At 70.9% G+C, this 18,800-nt stretch carries 20 protein-coding genes and 1 tRNA gene; 15 read left to right on the forward strand and 6 right to left on the reverse strand.

The window, feature by feature from the left end:
• Window positions 1–297 precede the first annotated feature (297 nt).
• Window positions 298–594 (forward strand): type II toxin-antitoxin system VapB family antitoxin, encoded by a 297-nt coding sequence (locus ACHBTE_RS31800; RefSeq protein WP_003999914.1) that lies wholly within the window; start codon window positions 298–300, stop codon window positions 592–594.
• Between the two features lie 111 nt (window positions 595–705).
• Window positions 706–1,347 carry a LytR C-terminal domain-containing protein gene (locus ACHBTE_RS31805; RefSeq protein ID WP_394728469.1) on the forward strand — a complete coding sequence of 214 codons (642 nt, stop codon included), beginning with the start codon at window positions 706–708 and terminating at the stop codon, window positions 1,345–1,347.
• 103 nt (window positions 1,348–1,450) lie between these two features.
• On the opposite strand, the gene upp is transcribed toward ACHBTE_RS31805, so the two are convergent.
• The gene (upp, locus tag ACHBTE_RS31810) at window positions 1,451–2,086 is read right to left on the reverse strand and encodes a uracil phosphoribosyltransferase (RefSeq protein ID WP_394728471.1); all 636 of its coding nucleotides are present in this window, start codon (window positions 2,084–2,086) and stop codon (window positions 1,451–1,453) included.
• Window positions 2,087–2,223: 137 nt separating this feature from the next.
• Between upp and ACHBTE_RS31815 the strand changes: the two genes are divergently transcribed.
• The 9 genes from ACHBTE_RS31815 to ACHBTE_RS31855 all read left to right on the forward strand — a co-directional run bounded on the left by ACHBTE_RS31815 (window position 2,224) and on the right by ACHBTE_RS31855 (window position 7,813).
• The gene (locus ACHBTE_RS31815) at window positions 2,224–2,499 is read left to right on the forward strand and encodes a hypothetical protein (protein ID WP_394728473.1); all 276 of its coding nucleotides are present in this window, start codon (window positions 2,224–2,226) and stop codon (window positions 2,497–2,499) included.
• Between the two features lie 316 nt (window positions 2,500–2,815).
• Window positions 2,816–3,349, forward strand: coding sequence for a hypothetical protein (locus ACHBTE_RS31820; RefSeq protein ID WP_394728527.1), 534 nt, complete (start codon window positions 2,816–2,818; stop codon window positions 3,347–3,349).
• Between the two features lie 38 nt (window positions 3,350–3,387).
• Window positions 3,388–3,906: a nucleoside deaminase gene (locus ACHBTE_RS31825; protein WP_394728475.1), complete on the forward strand. Its 519-nt coding sequence runs from the start codon at window positions 3,388–3,390 to the stop codon at window positions 3,904–3,906.
• Window positions 3,907–3,980: 74 nt separating this feature from the next.
• Window positions 3,981–4,065 (forward strand) — tRNA-Ser (locus ACHBTE_RS31830).
• A gap of 142 nt (window positions 4,066–4,207) precedes the next feature.
• On the forward strand, window positions 4,208–4,387 hold the full coding sequence (locus ACHBTE_RS31835) for a hypothetical protein (RefSeq protein ID WP_394728477.1): 180 nt from the start codon (window positions 4,208–4,210) through the stop codon (window positions 4,385–4,387).
• 28 nt (window positions 4,388–4,415) lie between these two features.
• On the forward strand, window positions 4,416–4,709 hold the full coding sequence (locus ACHBTE_RS31840) for a Dabb family protein (protein WP_394728479.1): 294 nt from the start codon (window positions 4,416–4,418) through the stop codon (window positions 4,707–4,709).
• 165 nt (window positions 4,710–4,874) lie between these two features.
• Window positions 4,875–5,759: an RNA polymerase sigma factor SigF gene (locus tag ACHBTE_RS31845; RefSeq protein ID WP_394728481.1), complete on the forward strand. Its 885-nt coding sequence runs from the start codon at window positions 4,875–4,877 to the stop codon at window positions 5,757–5,759.
• A gap of 268 nt (window positions 5,760–6,027) precedes the next feature.
• On the forward strand, window positions 6,028–6,936 hold the full coding sequence (locus ACHBTE_RS31850; RefSeq protein ID WP_394728483.1) for an RNA polymerase sigma factor SigF: 909 nt from the start codon (window positions 6,028–6,030) through the stop codon (window positions 6,934–6,936).
• Window positions 6,937–6,985: 49 nt separating this feature from the next.
• A complete protein-coding gene (locus tag ACHBTE_RS31855) occupies window positions 6,986–7,813 on the forward strand; it encodes a hypothetical protein (RefSeq protein WP_394728485.1) in 828 nt (275 codons plus the stop codon).
• A gap of 12 nt (window positions 7,814–7,825) precedes the next feature.
• Here the strand turns inward: ACHBTE_RS31855 and ACHBTE_RS31860 are convergent, their stop codons facing one another.
• On the reverse strand, window positions 7,826–8,017 hold the full coding sequence (locus ACHBTE_RS31860) for a hypothetical protein (protein ID WP_394728487.1): 192 nt from the start codon (window positions 8,015–8,017) through the stop codon (window positions 7,826–7,828).
• Window positions 8,018–8,223: 206 nt separating this feature from the next.
• Between ACHBTE_RS31860 and ACHBTE_RS31865 the strand changes: the two genes are divergently transcribed.
• The 4 genes from ACHBTE_RS31865 (at window position 8,224) to ACHBTE_RS31880 (ending at window position 12,688) form a co-directional block, all read left to right on the forward strand.
• The gene (locus ACHBTE_RS31865) at window positions 8,224–8,724 is read left to right on the forward strand and encodes a MarR family winged helix-turn-helix transcriptional regulator (protein ID WP_394728489.1); all 501 of its coding nucleotides are present in this window, start codon (window positions 8,224–8,226) and stop codon (window positions 8,722–8,724) included.
• Between the two features lie 13 nt (window positions 8,725–8,737).
• Window positions 8,738–11,254 (forward strand): MFS transporter, encoded by a 2,517-nt coding sequence (locus tag ACHBTE_RS31870; protein ID WP_394728491.1) that lies wholly within the window; start codon window positions 8,738–8,740, stop codon window positions 11,252–11,254.
• A gap of 89 nt (window positions 11,255–11,343) precedes the next feature.
• Window positions 11,344–12,168 (forward strand): YceI family protein, encoded by an 825-nt coding sequence (locus tag ACHBTE_RS31875; protein WP_394728493.1) that lies wholly within the window; start codon window positions 11,344–11,346, stop codon window positions 12,166–12,168.
• A gap of 49 nt (window positions 12,169–12,217) precedes the next feature.
• The gene (locus ACHBTE_RS31880; protein WP_394728495.1) at window positions 12,218–12,688 is read left to right on the forward strand and encodes a PPOX class F420-dependent oxidoreductase; all 471 of its coding nucleotides are present in this window, start codon (window positions 12,218–12,220) and stop codon (window positions 12,686–12,688) included.
• A gap of 7 nt (window positions 12,689–12,695) precedes the next feature.
• Here ACHBTE_RS31880 and ACHBTE_RS31885 read toward each other — a convergent pair whose 3' ends face one another.
• The 4 genes from ACHBTE_RS31885 to ACHBTE_RS31900 all read right to left on the reverse strand — a co-directional run bounded on the left by ACHBTE_RS31885 (window position 12,696) and on the right by ACHBTE_RS31900 (window position 18,796).
• Window positions 12,696–13,463 (reverse strand): TetR/AcrR family transcriptional regulator, encoded by a 768-nt coding sequence (locus ACHBTE_RS31885; RefSeq protein ID WP_394728497.1) that lies wholly within the window; start codon window positions 13,461–13,463, stop codon window positions 12,696–12,698.
• Between the two features lie 147 nt (window positions 13,464–13,610).
• Complete coding sequence (locus tag ACHBTE_RS31890) at window positions 13,611–15,110, reverse strand: MFS transporter (RefSeq protein WP_394728499.1); 1,500 nt, start codon at window positions 15,108–15,110, stop codon at window positions 13,611–13,613.
• A 75-nt stretch (window positions 15,111–15,185) separates the two neighbouring features.
• Window positions 15,186–17,405: a glycosyltransferase family 39 protein gene (locus ACHBTE_RS31895; protein WP_394728529.1), complete on the reverse strand. Its 2,220-nt coding sequence runs from the start codon at window positions 17,403–17,405 to the stop codon at window positions 15,186–15,188.
• A 71-nt stretch (window positions 17,406–17,476) separates the two neighbouring features.
• Window positions 17,477–18,796, reverse strand: coding sequence for a glycosyltransferase (locus ACHBTE_RS31900; RefSeq protein WP_394728501.1), 1,320 nt, complete (start codon window positions 18,794–18,796; stop codon window positions 17,477–17,479).
• Window positions 18,797–18,800: the final 4 nt, after the last annotated feature.

Below are 18,800 nucleotides of genomic sequence, written 5' to 3' on the forward strand. Positions count from 1 at the left end.
CTCCGCCGCGTGGCTTCCGAAGGGGGCACCGGAGATCTGCCCCCTTTCGGGCGAACCGGGCGCACGGTCGGCGCAATGACGCCGGGGACGCTCCGGGCACCACCCCCTGCCCCGACTGGTGTTCGGTTCGGTCCCGCGGACGCCACGCCCGGGTTCCGTTCAGGCCCGTTCCGGGGCCTGATCCGGCCGTACCTTCCCGGCTCAACATCATTTCGCCCTGTTTCGCCCCGGCTTTTCCGGCGTCGTACTCCGTCGCCATGGCTGCGCCCGGAAGGTCTTGACCGGTAGGCTTTCCGTGTGATCTTCAAGCGCATCGGAAACGGCCGGCCGTACCCCGACCACGGCCGGGAAAGCACCCGGCAGTGGGCGGACGTCGCGCCGCGCCCGGTCCGCCTCGATCAGCTCGTGACGACCAAGGGCCAGCTCGATCTGGAAACCCTGCTCGCCGAGGACTCGACGTTCTACGGCGACCTCTTCGCGCACGTCGTGAAGTGGCAGGGCGACCTGTATCTGGAGGACGGCCTCCACCGCGCCGTGCGCGCGGCGCTTCAGCAGCGTCAGGTGCTGCACGCGCGAGTCCTCGAGCTGGACTGACCGGCGCCGGCCACCCCCGCCCATCGGGCCGTACACCCTTTCGGGTTGGACTGAGCGGCATCTGATGATCATCTAGTAGGCATTGCCGCTCGGGCGCACTACGCTGCGCCCATGAGCATGCTGACTCCCCCGGGCATGGGCGGCCAGTACCGGATCAAGGGGGACAAGTACCCGCGTATGCGCCGGCCCCGGCGGCGCGGCCGGCTCGTCGTCCTGACCGTGGCCTCCGCCGCCGCACTCGGCATGATCGGCTGGGGCACCCTGCAGCTCATCGACGTCTTCAGCGGCGGCGGCAGAAAGGCTTCAGCAGCCGGCCCGAAGGCGGACTGCGGCACGACGGGGACCCCCTCGCCCGCCTCGACGGCCCCGCTGCCCCGGCCGGGCAAGATCACCGTCAACGTCTTCAACGCCACCACCCGCAGCGGACTCGCCAAGCAGACGGCGGACGAGCTGAAGAAGCGCGGCTTCAAGATCGGCGACGTGGGCAACGCGACCAAGGAGTTCGACAAGAAGGTCAAGGGCACCGGGATGCTGCTGGGCCCCGACTCGTCGCTGAACTCCGCGCTGCCCGTCCTGGGCACCCAGCTCGCCACGGCCGAGCGCCGCACCGACGCCGCCCGCAAGGACAAGACCGTCGACCTCATCATCGGCAACGGCTTCAAGGAGCTGACGAAGAAGAAGGACGCCGACAAGGCCCTGGCCGCATTGGCCGAGCCGAAGCCGGCGCCCAGCACTTCAGGGAAGGCCTGCTGAGCGACGCCCCGAAGGAGCGCACCCGCCGGAGGGCGGGAGCAGGCCCGAAGGCGGGAGCGGGCCCGAAGGCGGGAGCAGGCCCGAAGGGGCGAGCACGCCCGTCCTACTCGGCCGCCCCGTAGAGGCGGTCCCCGGCGTCGCCCAGGCCCGGCACGATGTAGCCGTGCTCGTTCAGGTGGTCGTCCACCGCCGCCGTCACCACGGTCACCGGCGTCCCCGCCAGCTCCCGCTCCATCAGCTCCACACCCTCGGGCGCGGCGAGCAGCACGACGGCGGTCACGTCGTCCGCGCCGCGCTTGATCAGCTCCTGGATCGCCGCGACCAGCGTGCCGCCCGTCGCGAGCATCGGGTCCAGGACGTACACCTGACGCCCGGAGAGGTCCTCCGGCATACGGGAGGCGTACGTGGACGCCTCGAGCGTCTCCTCGTTGCGGATCATGCCCAGGAAGCCCACCTCGGCGGTCGGCAGCAGCCGGACCATGCCGTCCAGCATGCCGAGACCGGCCCGCAGGATCGGCACCACCAGGGGGCGCGGGTGGGAGAGCTTGACGCCGGTGGTGTCGGTGACCGGGGTCGTGATCTCGACCGCTTCGGTGCGCACGTCCCGCGTGGCCTCGTAGGCGAGCAGGGTGACCAGCTCGTCGGCGAGCCGGCGGAAGGTCGCGGAGTCGGTGCGCTGGTCGCGCAGCGTGGTGAGCTTGTGGGCGACCAGGGGGTGGTCGACGACGTGGAGACGCATGTCCACAACAGTAACCGGGCCGGGTGTCCCCGGGGCCCCACGCAGAGCAAGCCCAGGGCCATTGCTTGACCCTGTCGATGGCATCAAACCGCCCATCGGAGGGAAAGTGGGAGGGACGTACCCGGGGTGGTGAACCAATGCCGAAACCAGAGGCCCCGGCGGGTCCCCTGCGGGACGCGCCGAAGGCGCCGGACACGTCGGACTCGCCGGATCTGTCGCATTCGACGGACTCGCCGGACTCACCCGTCTCGTCGGTCACATCGGAGGTGACCGACGCGGCGCGCCGTCGGCGGCGCGCCCAGTTCCTGCGGGAACTCGCCGAGGCCCGCGCCCTGCGCGACCGCGTCCAGCCGCGCCGTGCCAAGGCGGCCCGACTGCGGCGCGCGATGCGCATGCGAACGTTCCGCTGGTAGGCCGGGACGACCGGGAAGATCCGCGGCACACCGGGGCGTTGAAGCCGTGGGCGTGCGTGGACGCCTGGAAAAGCCGCGTACGATCCGCACGTGGTGGCAACGAGTGTGCTGGTGAGTCCTTCACGGACGTGCTCGCGGACCCCATGGGGCCGACGCGATCAAAACTGCCGGACACAGGGAGCCGAAGACGTCCCCTGAACGCCTTGTTTCTGCCACGATTCCGAGTGGGTGGGGCTCGGACCCCGAGCCTCCCCGCCCGCAACCTCCGCCGGGGGGACCCCCAACCGGCACGCCTATGACCAGTGGGAGAGTCACGGTGTACTTCGCCGCACTGCTCGCGCGCACCGAAGACGGGTGGGAAGCGAGCGACACAGAGCTCGACGATGTGGAGACCCTGTCGGATCTGGCCGACCTGGCCCGTGAAGCCTCGCCCGAGGACGACACGGTGCTGGTGCTCATCGAGCAGGAGGACGCCTGGTTCGGCGTTGTCCGGATCGACGGCGAGGACGACCCTCGTATCTACGTCTCGGACGCCGCCGCAGCCGCCCGCAGCAGCTACGGCGAGATCCTGCTCACCGACGAGCTGCTCGGCAGGGAGCCCGGCGACGACGGCGCCGACCTGGACTCCCTGGACCTCGACGGCACGGAGGAGCCCGACGGCGACTCCGAAGACGACGAGGAGGACGGCGGCGGGGCCGAGGCGGTCCCGCACAGCCCCGTCGGCGACAGCGAGATCCTCGACGACCTCGGGGTCGGCGAGAAGGAGCTGAAGGCACTGGACGCCGACGACGCGCTCAGCGCGATCGCCGAGGCGCTCGGCGCCTCGGAAGTGCTGGAGACCGTCCGCTGACCTCGTTCGACCAAGGGCCGTCGCCCCGGCTGCCCGAGATGCCCGACCCGGTACGCGACCGCTGGCGGGCCGCGATGCGGCTCGCCCTGGACGAGGCCGCACTGGCCGTCCGGGGCGGGGACGTCCCCGTCGGCGCCGTCGTGCTGTCCGCGGACGGTACGACCGTGCTCGGCGCCGGTCACAACGAGCGGGAGGCGACCGGCGATCCGACCGCGCACGCCGAGGTGCTGGCGATCCGGCGCGCGGCTGCCCGACTTGGAGAGGCGACCCACGGCGCCTCCGGCAAGGGTGCTGATGGGCGACGGGCGGGCGAGTGGCGGCTGTCCGGCTGCACGCTCGTCGTGACCCTGGAGCCCTGCACGATGTGCGCGGGCGCGCTCGTGCAGTCCCGGGTGGACCGGGTCGTCTACGGCGCCCGCGACGAGAAGGCCGGCGCGGCGGGCTCCCTCTGGGACGTCGTACGCGACCGGCGGCTCAACCACCGGCCCGAGGTGATCGAGGGCGTGCTCGCCGGGGAGTGCGCGCGCCTGCTCACGGAGTTCTTCCGGGACCGGTGAGCGGGGCCCGGGCGCCCGAGCCCCGGTGAATACCGATTTCAGAGCATGGCCCGGCGTGCTGTAAGGTCTCCCTCGGTAGCGTGTCCGAGCGGCCGAAGGAGCTCGCCTCGAAAGCGAGTGTGGCGCAAGTCACCGAGGGTTCAAATCCCTCCGCTACCGCTGAAGAAGGGCCCCGCCGACAGGCGGGGCCCTTCGTGCTGTTGATCTCCGCGGAGCCCCGAAGGTTACACTCACCGCCGGTAACACAAGGCCCTTTCGTCTCTTTCGGCTCATACGGCACAGCAGCACAGGGGAGGCCGCGATGGCGGTGAATTCGAAGAAGATCGCCGTCTATCTGCTCGCGGTCTTCGTGCTCTACGTGATCATCACCGACCCGGCCAAGGCCGCCGACTATGTGCAGGTAGGGTTCGAGGGCATTTCGGACGCCGCCAAGGCCATCGGCGACTTCATGACATGGATCGCCAACGGCGGCGAGGGCTAGGAAAGCTCGGGAAGGCTAGGGAGTACGCATGATCCGCCACCTGGTTCTGTTCAAGCTCAACGAGGGCGTCGGGCGGGACGACCCGCGGGTGGTGGAGGGCGTCGAGGCGTTCAAGTCGCTCGAGGGGCGGATCCCGCAGATCCGGCACTGGGAGCTGGGCTGGAACATCAGCGACCGCCCCATCGCCTACGACTTCGCCATCAACTCCGCCTTCGACGACGCGGAGGGGCTGCGCGCCTACGCGGAGCACCCCGAGCACCAGGCGGGCGTCACGCTGTGGCGGGAGTTCGCCACCTGGGTGATCGCCGACTACGAATACTGAGCCGCCGCACCTCCGGGTCGCCCCGAGCCTCTGGAGCCCTCCGCCGTAACGGCGGGGGGCTTTCGCGTGTCTTGCGTCCCGATCCATCCCCAACACGGGATTATGCGGTACTTGAACACAATGAACTGTCTTGTGATGCTATGACCGCTTTTGACCGATGAGTTGATGGATCACGAGGTGGAGTTGACCGTGCCGGCCAGTACTGCGCCTCAAGCCCCGAGCCCGCAAGCACCGAGCCCTCAAACACCCGGTCAGGAGGACACTCCGGCGGCCACGCCGCCCCGGAGCCGAGGAGCCGACACCCGGGCGCTGACACAGGTGCTCTTCGGTGAACTCAAGCAGCTCCAGCCGGGCACGCCGGAGCACAACCGCGTACGCGGGGCGCTCATCGAGGCGAATCTCCCGCTCGTGCGCTATGCAGCCGCCCGCTTTCGCTCCCGCAACGAGCCGATGGAAGACGTCATCCAGGTCGGCACCATCGGGCTCATCAACGCCATCGACCGCTTCGACCCGGACCGGGGCGTGCAGTTCCCGACGTTCGCGATGCCGACCGTCGTCGGCGAGATCAAGCGCTACTTCCGCGACAACGTCCGTACGGTCCACGTACCGCGCCGGCTGCACGAGCTGTGGGTCCAGGTCAACAGCGCGACCGAGGACCTCACCACCAGCTTCGGGCGCACCCCGACGACCGCCGAGATCGCCGAGCGGCTGCGCATCACCGAGGACGAGGTGCTCTCCTGCATCGAGGCCGGGCGGTCGTACCACGCCACCTCACTGGAGGCCGCGCAGGAGGGCGACGGGATGCCCGGGCTGCTGGACCGGCTGGGCTACGAGGACCCGGCCCTGGACGGCGTGGAGCACCGGGACCTCGTCCGGCACCTGCTGGTGCAACTCCCCGAACGCGAACAGAGAATCCTGCTGCTGCGCTACTACAGCAACCTCACGCAGTCGCAAATCAGTGCCGAACTCGGGGTCTCCCAGATGCACGTTTCGAGGCTACTCGCGCGTAGCTTCCAGCGGCTGCGCTCGGCGAACCGAATCGACGCATAACCGGAAACAGGATCGACCGGTCACCGGCAGGAGCGAATCGCTCACCAGGGCGGATCCCGACAGTTGCGCCCCGAAAGGCCGTCAGACCCCGTTTATCCAGGGCGGATTCGGGTCTCACATGTCGACATGTCACTACAGCGTGTTGCCGACATGTGACATTCTTCGGGAAGCGCGTTTGCCGCGGCTTCGGCTCCGGTATTCAGGTGAAGGCTGACCTTCCTCGACGGGAGCGTCCGCCACGACCGTCCCGCGACCCAAAGGGGGTGGCATGTCCGTAGACCAGGGCAGCTCGAAGGTGCTCACGCTCACCAAGAGCGAGTCCGCGCCCGACGCCGCGCTCGACGACGTTACGGCCCCGGCCGCTGAAGCCCCGGCCCTTCCGGCCGCCGACGTCCCGGCCCTGCCGGCCTCGGTGAACATCGACACCCGCACCCTTTCCCGCTCCCTGTTCCTGCGGCTCGCCGCCCTGGACGAGAACAGCCCCGAGCGCGCATACGTCCGGGACACCCTGATCGAGCTCAACCTCCCTCTCGTGCGCTACGCGGCGGCCCGCTTCCGCTCGCGCAACGAGCCGATGGAGGACATCGTCCAGGTCGGCACCATCGGCCTGATCAAGGCGATCGACCGCTTCGACTGCGAACGCGGCGTGGAGTTCCCGACGTTCGCGATGCCGACCGTCGTCGGCGAGATCAAGCGGTTCTTCCGCGACACCTCGTGGTCGGTGCGCGTCCCGCGCCGCCTCCAGGAGCTGCGCCTCGCCCTCACCAAGGCCAGCGACGAGCTCTCCCAGAAGCTGGACCGCTCGCCCACGGTCACCGAACTCGCCGCAGTGCTGGGCGTGTCCGAGGAGGACGTCGTCGACGGCCTCGCCGTCGGCAACGCCTACACGGCCTCCTCGCTGGACTCCCCGGCCCCGGAGGACGACGGCGGCGAGGGCTCGCTCGCCGACCGCCTCGGGTACGAGGACACCGCCCTGGAGGGCGTCGAGTACCGCGAGTCCCTCAAGCCGCTGCTGGCCAAGCTGCCGCCCCGCGAGCGACGCATCATCATGCTGCGCTTCTTCGCCAACATGACGCAGTCGCAGATCGGCGAGGAGGTCGGCATCTCCCAGATGCATGTCTCCCGACTGCTCACCCGGACCCTGGCGCAGCTGCGTGAAGGGCTCATCTCCGACTGACCCCTGCCGCACCCTTCATATTTGACGGAGCGTCAGCCACCATGGCCCGATGCTTCGCCGGATATGGACGACCTCGACACCTGGCCGTCGGCGCGCCGTGATCGGTGCCTCGGCGGCCGTCGTCTGCCTGGGCGGGGCACTGGCTTCGTGCGGAGGCGGCCCGGGCAGTGACGGGTACGTGGCGACGGGCGCGGCCGGCGGTTCGCCCCACGCCTGGGGTACGGCTGCCGCGCCGACGGGCGAGGTGAGGCTGGTGCCGCTCGACGGGCCACGGGGTGGCAAGGGTGGGGGTGAGAGCCGCGAGGGCGGCGGTGACAGCCGCGAGGGCGGCGCCAACTCCGCCGGCCAGGGCGGGAGTCAGGAGTCGACAGCCGCCCGAGGGGAAGCAGAGCGCCGAGGTACGGAGACTCCCGGCCGCCTCCCGAGCGAAACCCCCGGCAGCACGGTCACACCGGCCGATCCCGCCGATCCCGCCGCCCCCGCCGACCCCGGCGACCCCGCCGACCCCGGCGGCCCTGCCGCCCCGGGCGGCAGTTCATCCGCACCCTCAACGCCCGCGACCACCCCCTCGCCCGCGAAGCTGACCGTGAGCGCCCCCGTTCGGGAGCCCGCCGACAAGCGCTGGTGCGAGAAGGTGACGCTGGTCCTCCACAACTCCGGCGGCGCGGCCGTGCGTTCGGGCACCGTCACCTTCGGCACCCACGTCATCGGCGCGCTCGGCGTCGACTGGGCGACGGTCGAGTCGTCGCAGGAGCTCCCTGCGCCCATCGAGGCCGGCGCGCGCAAGGAGAAGAGCTGGACGGTGTGCGTCGAGTCCTGGCGGGTGCCGCTCGGCATGCACATCGAGACGCGGGACGTCTCCGTCCGGTGGAAGTGAGGCCGGCAGCGCCTACTTGAGCGCCAGCCAGGCCACCGCCGCCACGATCGCCACGGCGGCGATCACGCCGACGATCAGACCGATACGCGGGCCGGAGGAGGCCTGCTGACGGCCGCCCTGCGGGGCCTCGTCGACGAACGCGCGGAACATCTGGGTGCTGCCTGCGGGGTCGTGGTTGCCCTGGGGGCCCTGGGTGTTAGCCATGGCCTGAGACCCTAGCGAATCCGCCCCGTCCGGCCCAAGTGCGGGCTCCGGGCCTGCACAGGGGCTCACAGGACCCCCCTCACCTGCACATTTACGGTCGCAATACTTGCCTTTGCCAACTTTTTGCGGCGACGGTCCACCTTTTGTTTGCCTGTAGCAACCAAATGCTTCTATGGTTGCCCTAAGCAACAAATACGGGAGGTGTGATGGCCGCACAGGCGCAGTACGAGGAACTGGTCCGCCAGTTCAGCGCGTTCGGCGCCGTGAAGCGGGAGATGGGTCGGACGCTGCCGTCCGACTGCCCGGCCGGTTCCGCCGCCGTACTGACGTTGCTGGCCCGCCATGGGGAGATGCGCATGAGCAAGCTCGCGGAGCTGCTCGCCGTGGACATGTCGGTCACCAGCCGCCATGTCGCCCACGTCGCCGAGCGCGGCTGGATCGAGCGCTCCCCCGACCCCGCGGACAAACGCAGCCGCATTCTGCGGCTCACCGCGGCCGGCGAGGAGCGGGTGCGGGAGATGTCCCGGCGGACCACGCAGCTGCTCGCTGAGCGGCTGAGCGACTGGACCGATGACGAGGTCGCCCAGCTCACCCGGCTCATGACCCGGCTGCGGGCGAGCTTCGGCGACTGCCGCTCCACGCACCGGATGCCGGCCGCGCCCCCCGGACCCGACGAGTCCACCCGTACACCTGCGATCACCCAGTAAGAGAAGGAAGCCCATGGCAACGACCACACCATCCGGTGTGCGGGCCCACGCCAAGCACTCAGGAGGCCCGTCCGCCGACGGCGCCCCGATGTCGCACCGGCAGATCATGGAAGCGCTGACCGGGCTGCTGCTCGGCATGTTCGTCGCGATCCTGTCGTCGACGATCGTCTCCAACGCCCTGCCGGACATCATCAAGGACCTCGGCGGCGGCCAGAGCGCCTACACCTGGGTCGTGACCGCCTCGCTGCTGGCGATGACCGCCTCCACCCCGCTGTGGGGCAAGCTCGCCGACCTCTTCTCCAAGAAGCTGCTCATACAGCTGTCCCTCGTCATCTTCGTGGCCGGATCCGCGCTGGCCGGTCTCTCGCAGAACCCGGCCATGCTCATCACCTTCCGTGCGGTGCAGGGCATCGGCATGGGCGGTCTGTCGTCGCTGGCCCAGATCATCCTGGCCGCGATGATCTCCCCGCGTGAGCGCGGCCGGTACAACGGCTACCTCGGCGCCACCTTCGCCACCGCCATGGTCGGCGGCCCGCTGATCGGCGGTGTCATCACCGACACCGACTGGCTCGGCTGGCGCTGGTGCTTCTACGTCGGCGTGCCCTTCGCCGTCGTCGCCCTGATCGTGCTCCAGCGCACCCTGCACCTCCCGGTCGTCCGGCGGAAGGTCAAGGTCGACTGGGCGGGCGCCTTCTTCATCACCGCCGCGGTCTGCCTGCTGCTGATCTGGGTGACCTTCGCCGGCGACAAGTACGACTGGCTGTCCTGGCAGACGTACGCGATGACCGGCGGCGCGCTCGCGCTGCTGCTGATCTTCGTCTTTGTGGAGACGAAGGCGAGCGAGCCGATCGTGCCGCTGCGTCTGTTCCGCAACCGCACCATCACGCTGGCCTCGCTGGCCTCGCTCTTCGTCGGCATCGCGATGTTCGCGGGCACGATCTTCTTCAGCCAGTACTTCCAGCTGGCCCGCGGCGAGTCGCCGACCATGTCCGGTGTCCTGACGATCCCGATGATCGTCGGCATGTTCGTCTCCTCCACCGTCTCCGGCCAGGTCATCACCCGCACCGGCCGCTGGAAGGCATGGCTGATCTCCGGCGGTGTGCTGGTGACGGCGGGCCTCGGGCTGCTGGGCACGATCCGCTACGACACCGAGTACTGGCACGTCGCGGTCTTCATGGCCCTGCTGGGTCTCGGTGTCGGCATGATGATGCAGAACCTGGTCCTCGCCACGCAGAACCAGGTGGACCCGAGCGACCTGGGCGCCGCCAGCTCGGTGGTGAACTTCTTCCGCTCCCTCGGCGGTGCCATGGGCGTCTCGGCGCTCGGCGCGGTCCTCAGCCACCGCATCACGCACTACGCCGAGGAGGGCCTGACCAAGCTGGGCGTGCAGGGTTCGTCGGGCCACGGGGAGATCCCCGACCTCGACGCGCTGCCCGCGCCCGTCCGCACGGTCATCGAGAGCGCGTACGGCCACGGCGTCGCCGACGTCTTCCTGTACGCCGCGCCGATCGCCCTCCTCGCCCTGCTGTTCGCCCTGTTCATCAAGGAGGTCCCGCTGAAGACGCAGGGCGCCCTGGCGCAGGCCGCCGGGTCCGAGAGCCCGGAGCCGACCCGGGCCGCCGCGGCCGAGCCGGCCGTCGCGCAGGAGCGGGTGCCCAGCTGGGCCGTCGCCTCCTCCGAGGCCGGGAGCGAGACGGAAGCCGCGGCCGACGGCACGCAGAAGCTCGCCGCGGTGGCCACGGTGGCCCGTCCCGAGGAGTCGTCCGGCGGCGGCGTCCCGGTGCGGGGCTTCGTCCGGGGTGCGGAGAGCGCGCCCGTGCCGCGGGCCGCGGTCACGCTGATCTCGCTGTCCGGGCGGCAGCTCGGCCGCTCGGTGGCGCAGGCCGGCGGCGCGTACGCCGTCGACGCGCCGGGCGCGGGATCGTACGTCCTGATCGCCTCCGCCGACGGCTTCCAGCCGCAGGCGTCCACGATCGTCGTGAACGACGAGCCGGTCGCCTACGACATCCTGCTCAGCGGCACCAGCGGTCTGACCGGGCTGGTCCGGGCGGCCGGGAGCGCGCTGCCCGTCAAGGACGCGATGGTGATCGTCACCGATGTCCGCGGGGATCTGCTGGCCACCGCCGCCACCGGTGAGCAGGGCGAGTTCTCTTTCGCCGAGCTGGTGCCGGGTGCCGTGACCGTCGCGGTGAACGCCGCCGGCTACCGGCCGCGCGCCCTGCCCGTCGAGATCGCCGGCACCGGGGTCACCCGGGTCGAGGTCGACCTGGAGGCCGGGGCCCAGGTCCAGGGCGTCGTACGGGCGCCGCACGGTCCGCTGGCCGACGCCCGCGTGACCCTGGTCGACGCCGCGGGCAACGTCGTGGGCACCGCCACCACCGGGGCGGACGGGGCGTACGCCTTCACCGACCTGGACGGCGGCGAGTACACGGTCATCGCCACCGGCTACCCGCCGGCGGCGACCGCGCTGACGGTGCCCGGGCACGGCGTCGACGGCCACGACATCGAACTCGCCCACCCCGGCGAGTAGCAGACCACCGGCCCGTGGTGGGCGGCGCGCCGGAGCGGAGGCGCGTCGCACCCACGGGCCGGTCCCATGAGTTCGAGGAGTTACGTGAGATGGGACTGACCGCGAGGATCCGTACCCGGGACGGATGGGCCGTGTCGCACGCGGTCGTCACGGTGACGGACATGACCGGGGCACAGGTGCTGCGGCTGGAGGCGGACGCGGAGGGAGCCGTACGGGACGCGAACCCGCTGCCCCCGGGGGCGTACACCGTCATCGTCACCGCCGTCGGCTACGCGCCCGCCGCCGCGAGCGCGATCGTCACCGCGAGCGGCCGTGCCGAGGTCGGCACGGTGACCCTGGCCCGGCAGGGCGGCACGGAACTGCCGCCGCCGGGACCGTGGACCGTGGACCCGGCGCACTCCACGGTCGCCGCGGTCGCCCAGCACCTGGGGATCTCCAGCGTGCACGGCCGGTTCACCCAGTTCTCCGGCGCCATCGAGATCGCGCCGGACGACGTCACCAACTCCCGGGTGGAGGCGGTGATCCGGGCCGGCTCCATCGACACGGGCAACGGCATGCGCGACGGGCATCTGAAATCGCCGGACTTCCTGGACGTCGAGAAGTCCCCCGAGATCACATACCGGTCGACGGGGCTCACGGCGGCCACCGGCTCCGACCGCTGGACGGTCCACGGCGAGCTGGGCATGCACGGCGTCGTCCGGGCGGTGGACCTGGACCTGGCCTACCTGGGCACGGGGGCCGACCCGTGGGGCGGGACACGGGCGGCGTTCCGGGCCACGGCGGAGCTTCATCGGGACGACTTCGCCATGAACTACAACCAGGTCCTCCAGGCGGGCGTCGCGGCCATCGGTACGACGCTCAAGGTGGAGCTGGACATCCAGGCAGTGCAGGGGGACACGCTGCCGCAGGCGTAGGCACGACAGGGTCACGCCGATCGGCCCCGGACAGCCCTAGGCTGACGCCATGTCACCGAACATCGCGACGAACACCCGCGTCTCGCTCGAAGAGCTGCTGGACTTCGTACGGCCCCGTCATCGCGCGATCCTGCTGACCCGGCGGGCGGACGGCGGTCCACAGGCGTCGCCGCTGACCTGCGGGGTCGACGACTCGGGGCGGATCGTGGTGTCCACGTACCCCGAGCGGGCCAAGGCCCGCAACGCCAAACGGGATCAGCGGGTCGGCCTGGTCGTGCTGAGCGACGACTGGAACGGGCCGTGGGTGCAGATCGACGGGGCAGCCGAGGTCATCGACTTCCCGGAGTCCGTCGAGCCGCTGGTCGAGTACTACCGGAACATCGCCGGGGAGCACCCGGACTGGGACGAGTACCGGGCGGCGATGGTGAAGCAGGGGAAGTCGATCATCCGGGTCACGCCGCAGAAGTGGGGTCCGGTGGCCACGGGCGGGTTCCCGGCGCGGCTCGTGCAGGGGGACTGACGGGGCGCTACTCGTGCCCGGCGCGCTCGACCATCGCCTCGATGCCCGCCACCAGCAGATCGAGGGCGAACTCGAAGTCCCGCTCCCACATCTCCTCGACCGTGTCGCCGCCGCGGGCCGCCATGAGCTCCGCGGCGTCCTGGACGAGGTCGGCGGCCTCCGGCGCCTGTGTCACCGTGCTCATGGAGTGCTGGAAGTAGTCGTCGGGGGTCATCCCGAACGCCGCGCTGCGGGCGATGAAATGGCCCTCGATCGTGCCGAATCCGTACACGAACTGGAAGACGGCCGAGATGGCGGCGACCAGACCGTGTGCGGGCAGGCCGGTCTTGCGGATGATGTGCTGCACGAGCCGGGAGAAGGCGAGACTGTTCGGCCCGATGTTGACGTAGGTGCCGATCAGCGGCGACAGCCAGGCATGCCGGACCAGCAGCCCCCGGTATCCGCGGGCCAGCGCCCGCAGTTGGTCGCGCCAGTCGTCGTCGGCGTCCGCTTCGGGCAGCGTCAGTTCGCCGAAGGCGGCGTCCAGGGCGAGTTCGAGGAGGTCGTCCTTGGTGTCGACGTACCAGTAGACGGACATCGCGGTCACGTTCAGCTCGGCGGCCAGCCGTCGCATGGAGAACTTGGCCAGGCCCTCGGCGTCCAGCAACCGGACGGTCACGTCGACGATCCGGTCCCGGTCGAGCCCCGAGGGCTGCCCTCCGCCGCGCCCGCCGCGCCGCTCCTTGCCCTCCAGCCAGACACTGGTCCGGGCGGACTGCCGGGCTGCCCTCACCATCGCGCACCCTTCCTAGACACTCGAGCCGCCGGTCCGGTCGAGCACCCCCTTCCGGGGGCCCGGAGCCCGTGACATCAGCGGCCTCGTCACGGGCGCGACCAGCCACAACGGTCCCACAGCCGCCCCACCACCGTATGCCCCGAACTCTCAGGCCGAGTCTGCCCGCTCCGCCCGCCGCAGCAACGCCGCCGCGACGACACCGCCGGCCAGCACGGCCACCGCGCCCACCAACTGACTGGTCTCGAGCCCGGACGCGAACGCCTGCGTGATCCGCGCCCGGTCCGCATCCGACCCGGCCTCGGCCAACGCCGCCGGCAGGGACACCGCCGCGACCGAGATCAGCGCGGCGAAACGGGCGTTGAGCACCGCCCCGAGGACAGCGACGCCGAGCCCCTGGCCGAACTCCGCCACCGTGCCGTTGATGCCGGCGCCGACCCCGGCCTTCTCCGGCGGGATGGAGCTCATGATCGCGTGCGCCATCGCCGGGCTGGCGACCGCCGCTCCGGCCCCGATGAGCACCAGCCCCAGCAGGGTGCCCGGGTACCCGTGCTCGGTGAGCGTCGCGATCGAGACGAGACCGGCGGCCATCGCCGTCATGCCGAGCCCGACGGAGAACGGGGTTCCGAGCCTGCCGGACCACTTCGCGGCGAGGCCGGTGAAGTTCAGGGCCACGATCATCAGCGCGAGCGGTGCGGTGCGCAGTCCCGCCTCCAGGGGGCCGTATCCGAGGACGAACTGCATGTGCTGGGTGAGCAGGAAGAGCGAACCGCCCATCCCGAAGGTGATCAGCACCGCACCCGCGACAGCCCCGGTGAACCGGCGGTTGCGGAAGAAGTGCATGTCGAGCATGGGATACGGGATCCGGCTCTCCCAGTACGCGAACGCGGCCAGCACCACGACCGCGACGCCCGCCGTCACCAGCACCCGGCCGGACGTCCAGCCGTGCTCCGGCCCGGAGATGATCGCGAACACCAGGGAGGCCATGCCGATCGTGGACAGCAGGGCGCCGAACAGGTCCGGCCGGTCGCCCTGCGGGTTCTTGGACTCGGGCACCAGCATCACGACCGCCACCAGACCGAGCGCGGCGACCGGCAGATTGATCAGGAAGATCGCGCCCCACCAGAAGTGGTCCAGCATGAAGCCGCCGAGGAGCGGTCCGGCCGCGAAGCCCAGCGAGTTCACGGCCGCCCAGATGCCGATCGCCTTCGGCTGCTCGTCGGGCGTGAAGATCTGCATCGCCACCGCGAGCGTGGTGGTCATCAGCAGCGCACCGCCGACCCCCATCCCGGCCCGCGCCGCGATCAGCTGGCCCGAGCTCTCCGCCAGGCCCGCCACCAGCGAGCCGATGCCGAACAGGGCGAGGCCCGTGGCCAGCATCTTCTTGCGACCGTAGCGGTCGGCGGCGCTGCCCGCGGTCAGCAGCAGACCGGACTGCACCAGCGAATACGCGTTGATCATCCACTGGATGTCGGAGGTGGCGGCGCCCAGTTCGCTGGTGAGGGAGGGGATCGCCACGTTCAGGATCGTGTTGTCGAGCAGCACGGTGAGCTGGGCCAGACAGATGACACCGAGGATCAGCCAGCGCTGCGGGTGGCCTTGCGGTCGGGTCTCGGCCACCGGGGTCTGTTCCTGGGGTGATGTCGTCATGTTGTACACCGTAGAGCAGTCCCTATACGGCGTACAACGCGATTTTCCACCGTGCCTGCCCTGCTCAGTCGCTCGTCAGTCGCTCGCCTTCTGCGTCAGGTCGTAGAAGATCGCCGAACCGACCGTGATCTGCTTGAAGTTGGCCTCGACCCACTCGGTGACCTGCGCGGACGTGCCGTTGCCGCCGCCCATGCCGCCGCCGCCCATGCCGCCTGCGCCCATGCCACCTGCTGATCCGCCGGCGATGAAGTAATGGATCCTGCCGTCGGCCACGTACTGCTTGAACTCGGCCAGTGTCGGGGACGGGTCCGTGCCGTTGAAGCCGCCGATCGCCATGACCGGGTCGCCGGTGGCGAGCTGGTAGCTCGCGGCGTTCTGGGCCCCCACAGCCGCGGCCGGCCAGGTGTAACGGCCCGCGTTGTTCTCCAGCAGCTCCTTGGCCTCGTCGCTGACGCCGGTGCCGTCGAGCAGACCGCCCATGCCGCGACCGCCGCCGGTACGGCCACCGTCACCGGCCCGGCCGGCACCGGGCATGCCGCCCTGTTGGTTCTGCTGGCCTTGCTGGTTCTGGCCGGGCTTGCCCCCGCCGGGGATGCCGTTGCCGTTGCCCTGCTGGTTCTGGCCGCCCTGCTGGTTCTGGCCCGGCGTCCTGCCCCCGCCCGGGCCGCCCCTGCCGTCGCCGCCCATGCCGTCGCCGCCGGGGCCGCCGCCCGGGCCACCTCCGCGTCCGCCCGCGACAGCCGGGCCCGCGGTGACGATCGAGCCGGTGTGGCCCTCGTTCACCGTGGTGAGGGTGTACGCGGTCGGGCCGGCCAGCGCGGCGGCGAGACCCAGGGCGACGACGCCCATGGCCGGTCGGCGGCCCAGCCTGCCGGCGAAGATCAGGCCGAGGGCGGCGACCAGGCCGCCGGCCAGCACGAGCCACTTCAGCCAGGGCAGGTGGTCCGAAGAGCGGTTGAGCAGGACGTAACCCCAGGCCGCCGTGGCCGTCATCGCCGCCGCGAGGCTCGCCGACGCCCACCCCTCGGCACGCCTCTCCCAGAGCAGCGCCGCGCCCATGCCGATCAGCGGGGCGATGTAGGGGGCGAGGGCGACGGTGTAGTACTCGTGGAAGATGCCCTGCATATAGCTGAAGACCAGCATGGTCATGAGCAGCGCGCCGCCCCAGACGAGGAACGAACCACGGGTCACGGATGTGCGCCCGGCCTTGCGCGTGGCCACGATGCCCGCGACCAGCAGGATCAGCGCGGCCGGGATCAGCCAGGAGACCTGGCCGCCGATGGCGGAGCCGAACAGCCGGTCCCAGCCGGTCTCGCCCCAGTTGCCACCACCGCCCCCGCCCGTGCCGCCGCCTCCTGCGCCGCCTCCGCCGACGCTGCCGGTCTCGTTGCCGTTGAGGCGGCCGAGCCCGTTGTAGCCGAAGGTCAGCTCCAGGAAGGAGTTGTTCTGCGAGCCACCGATGTACGGGCGGGAGGAGACGGGCCACAGCTCGACGACAGCGACCCACCAGCCACCGGATACGACGATCGCGGCGAGACCCGCGGCCAGTTGGCCGATCCGCTTCTTCACCGTGCCAGGCGCGCAGACGCCGTGGACCAGGGCGAGCGGCGGCAGGATCAGGAACGCCTGGAGGGTCTTGGCGAGGAACGCCAGGCCGATCGCGGCCCCGGCCCACACCAGCCACTTCGTACGGCCGTCCGCCAGCGCCCGGATGACGAAGTAGCAGGCCACGGCCATCAGCAGGGCCAGCATCGCGTCCGGGTTGTTGAACCGGAACATCAGCGCCGCGACGGGGGTGAGGGCGAGCACCGAGCCCGCGATCAGTCCGGCCGCGGGGCTGAACCGGCGCCGCACGGCCGCGTACACCACGGCCACCGTGCCGACGCCCATGAGGACCTCGGGGAGCAGGATCGCCCATGAGCTGAGGCCGAACAGGCGCACCGACAGGGCCATCGGCCACAGCGCGGCCGGGGGCTTGTCGACGGTGATGGCGTTCGCCGCGTCGAGCGAGCCGAAGAAGAAGGCCTTCCAGGACTGGCTGCCGGCCTGTACGGCCGCCGAGTAGAAGGAGTTGGCGTAGCCGGAGGCGCTCAGGTTGTAGAGGTAGAGGAGGAACGTGGCGAGGAGCAGCCCGAGGAAGGCCGGGCGCGCCCAGCGCGGGTCCTCGGGGCGACCGCGCCACAGCCGTCGTACGAAGGGCGTCTTGGGCTCACCGGCGTCGGGTGCCGGAGGCTCGGGCAGCGGTGCCGGGGGCGGGCCCCAAGTCTCGGGGCTCGTCGCGCTGTCCCGGCTCATTGCGCTGTCCTGGCTCGCTGCGCTGTCCTGGCTCGTTGCCCTGCCGTTGCTCGGCCGGTCGTGGTGGACGCTCATCGGTGGTTCCTCGCGTCGGTGTCGTGCGGGTAGGGGGAGGGGGTGCGGGATGCGGCGGCCGGCGTCGAGGGGGCGTAGCGCTGGTCCGGGAACACCCACGCCCGCAGGAGCAGGAAGCGCAGGACCGTCGCCGCGAGGTTGGCGGCGATCAGGACGGCGAGCTCGGTGGAGTGCGCGGGGTCGCTGCCGGCCGCGTTCAGGGCGGCCAGCGAGCCGCTGGTCAGGGCGAGGCCGATGCCGAAGACGACCAGGCCCTGCGCCTGATGGCGTACGGCACCGCCACGGCCGCGCACCCCGAAGGTCAGGCGCCGGTTGGCGGCCGTGTTGGCGATGGCGGAGACCAGCAGGGCGAGCGCGTTGGCGATCTGCGAACCGGTGAACAGGCGGAAGCCGCTGTAGAGGAGGAGATAGCACAGGGTGGACAGGGCGCCGACGACGCAGAAGCCGACGAGTTGGCGGGCCAGGCCACCCGGCACGCCTTTGATCTCGCGGTCGCGCGGATCGTCGCCGAAGGGCCGGGCGAGCCGGTCCAGCGGCAGCGAGCCGGTCGCGAGCGCCCTGCCCACCCGCCACACGCCCTTGAGGTCGTCGGTCGCCGTCCGCACGATGTGGACCGTGGAGTCGGGGTCGTCGACCCAGTCGACCGGCACCTCGTGGATCCGCAGCCCCGCGCGCTCGGCGAGCACCAGCAGCTCCGTGTCGAAGAACCAGCCGGTGTCCTCCACCAGCGGCAGCAGCACCTGGGCGATGTCCCGGCGTATCGCCTTGAAACCGCACTGGGCGTCGGAGAAACGGGCCTGGAGCGAGCCGCGCAGGATGAGGTTGTAGGAGCGGCTGATGAACTCCCGTTTGGCGCCGCGCACCACCCGCGAGGTCCGGCTGAGCCGGGAGCCGATCGCCAGGTCCGAGTGACCGGAGATCAGCGGCGCCACCAACGGCAGCAGGGCGTTGAGGTCGGTGGACAGGTCCACGTCCATGTAGGCGAGGACCGGGGCGTCCGAGGTGGCCCAGACGGTCCGCAGCGCCCGGCCGCGGCCCTTGTGCTCCAGCCGGAAGGCCCTGACCTCCGGGAGCTCCGCCGCCAGCCACCGCGACATCTGAGGGGTGGCGTCCGTCGACGCGTTGTCCGCGATCGTGATGCGGAACGCGTACGGGAAGGTCCGCTCGAGGTGATCACGCAGCCGCCGTACGCACGGCTGGAGGTCCTTCTCCTCGTTGTGGACGGGAATCACCACGTCCAGGACAGGCGTACCGGCGTCCGCGGCCGGGAGGTGCTCCCGTGCCGGCAGGGTGCCGGGAGAAGAGTCGGTTCGCATGGGA

Origin of the sequence: Streptomyces sp. M41 (assembly GCF_043673425.1) — a bacterium.
GTDB lineage: Bacteria > Actinomycetota > Actinomycetes > Streptomycetales > Streptomycetaceae > Streptomyces.

Bases quoted from the DNA above. Each gene is read 5' to 3' on its own strand.
- ACHBTE_RS31845 (WP_394728481.1), top strand. From the start codon at position 4,875: ATGGATCACGAGGTGGAGTTGACCGTGCCGGCCAGTACTGCGCCTCAA.
- ACHBTE_RS31855 (WP_394728485.1), top strand. From the start codon at position 6,986: ATGCTTCGCCGGATATGGACGACCTCGACACCTGGCCGTCGGCGCGCC.
- ACHBTE_RS31900 (WP_394728501.1), bottom strand. From the start codon at position 18,796: ATGCGAACCGACTCTTCTCCCGGCACCCTGCCGGCACGGGAGCACCTC.
- ACHBTE_RS31890 (WP_394728499.1), bottom strand. From the start codon at position 15,110: ATGACGACATCACCCCAGGAACAGACCCCGGTGGCCGAGACCCGACCG.
- ACHBTE_RS31840 (WP_394728479.1), top strand. From the start codon at position 4,416: ATGATCCGCCACCTGGTTCTGTTCAAGCTCAACGAGGGCGTCGGGCGG.
- ACHBTE_RS31880 (WP_394728495.1), top strand. From the start codon at position 12,218: ATGTCACCGAACATCGCGACGAACACCCGCGTCTCGCTCGAAGAGCTG.
- ACHBTE_RS31875 (WP_394728493.1), top strand. From the start codon at position 11,344: ATGGGACTGACCGCGAGGATCCGTACCCGGGACGGATGGGCCGTGTCG.
- ACHBTE_RS31870 (WP_394728491.1), top strand. From the start codon at position 8,738: ATGGCAACGACCACACCATCCGGTGTGCGGGCCCACGCCAAGCACTCA.
- ACHBTE_RS31825 (WP_394728475.1), top strand. From the start codon at position 3,388: ATGCCCGACCCGGTACGCGACCGCTGGCGGGCCGCGATGCGGCTCGCC.
- ACHBTE_RS31865 (WP_394728489.1), top strand. From the start codon at position 8,224: ATGGCCGCACAGGCGCAGTACGAGGAACTGGTCCGCCAGTTCAGCGCG.
- ACHBTE_RS31895 (WP_394728529.1), bottom strand. From the start codon at position 17,405: ATGAGCCGGGACAGCGCGACGAGCCCCGAGACTTGGGGCCCGCCCCCG.
- ACHBTE_RS31835 (WP_394728477.1), top strand. From the start codon at position 4,208: ATGGCGGTGAATTCGAAGAAGATCGCCGTCTATCTGCTCGCGGTCTTC.
- ACHBTE_RS31815 (WP_394728473.1), top strand. From the start codon at position 2,224: ATGCCGAAACCAGAGGCCCCGGCGGGTCCCCTGCGGGACGCGCCGAAG.
- ACHBTE_RS31850 (WP_394728483.1), top strand. From the start codon at position 6,028: ATGTCCGTAGACCAGGGCAGCTCGAAGGTGCTCACGCTCACCAAGAGC.
- upp (WP_394728471.1), bottom strand. From the start codon at position 2,086: ATGCGTCTCCACGTCGTCGACCACCCCCTGGTCGCCCACAAGCTCACC.
- ACHBTE_RS31805 (WP_394728469.1), top strand. From the start codon at position 706: ATGAGCATGCTGACTCCCCCGGGCATGGGCGGCCAGTACCGGATCAAG.
- ACHBTE_RS31885 (WP_394728497.1), bottom strand. From the start codon at position 13,463: ATGGTGAGGGCAGCCCGGCAGTCCGCCCGGACCAGTGTCTGGCTGGAG.
- ACHBTE_RS31860 (WP_394728487.1), bottom strand. From the start codon at position 8,017: ATGGCTAACACCCAGGGCCCCCAGGGCAACCACGACCCCGCAGGCAGC.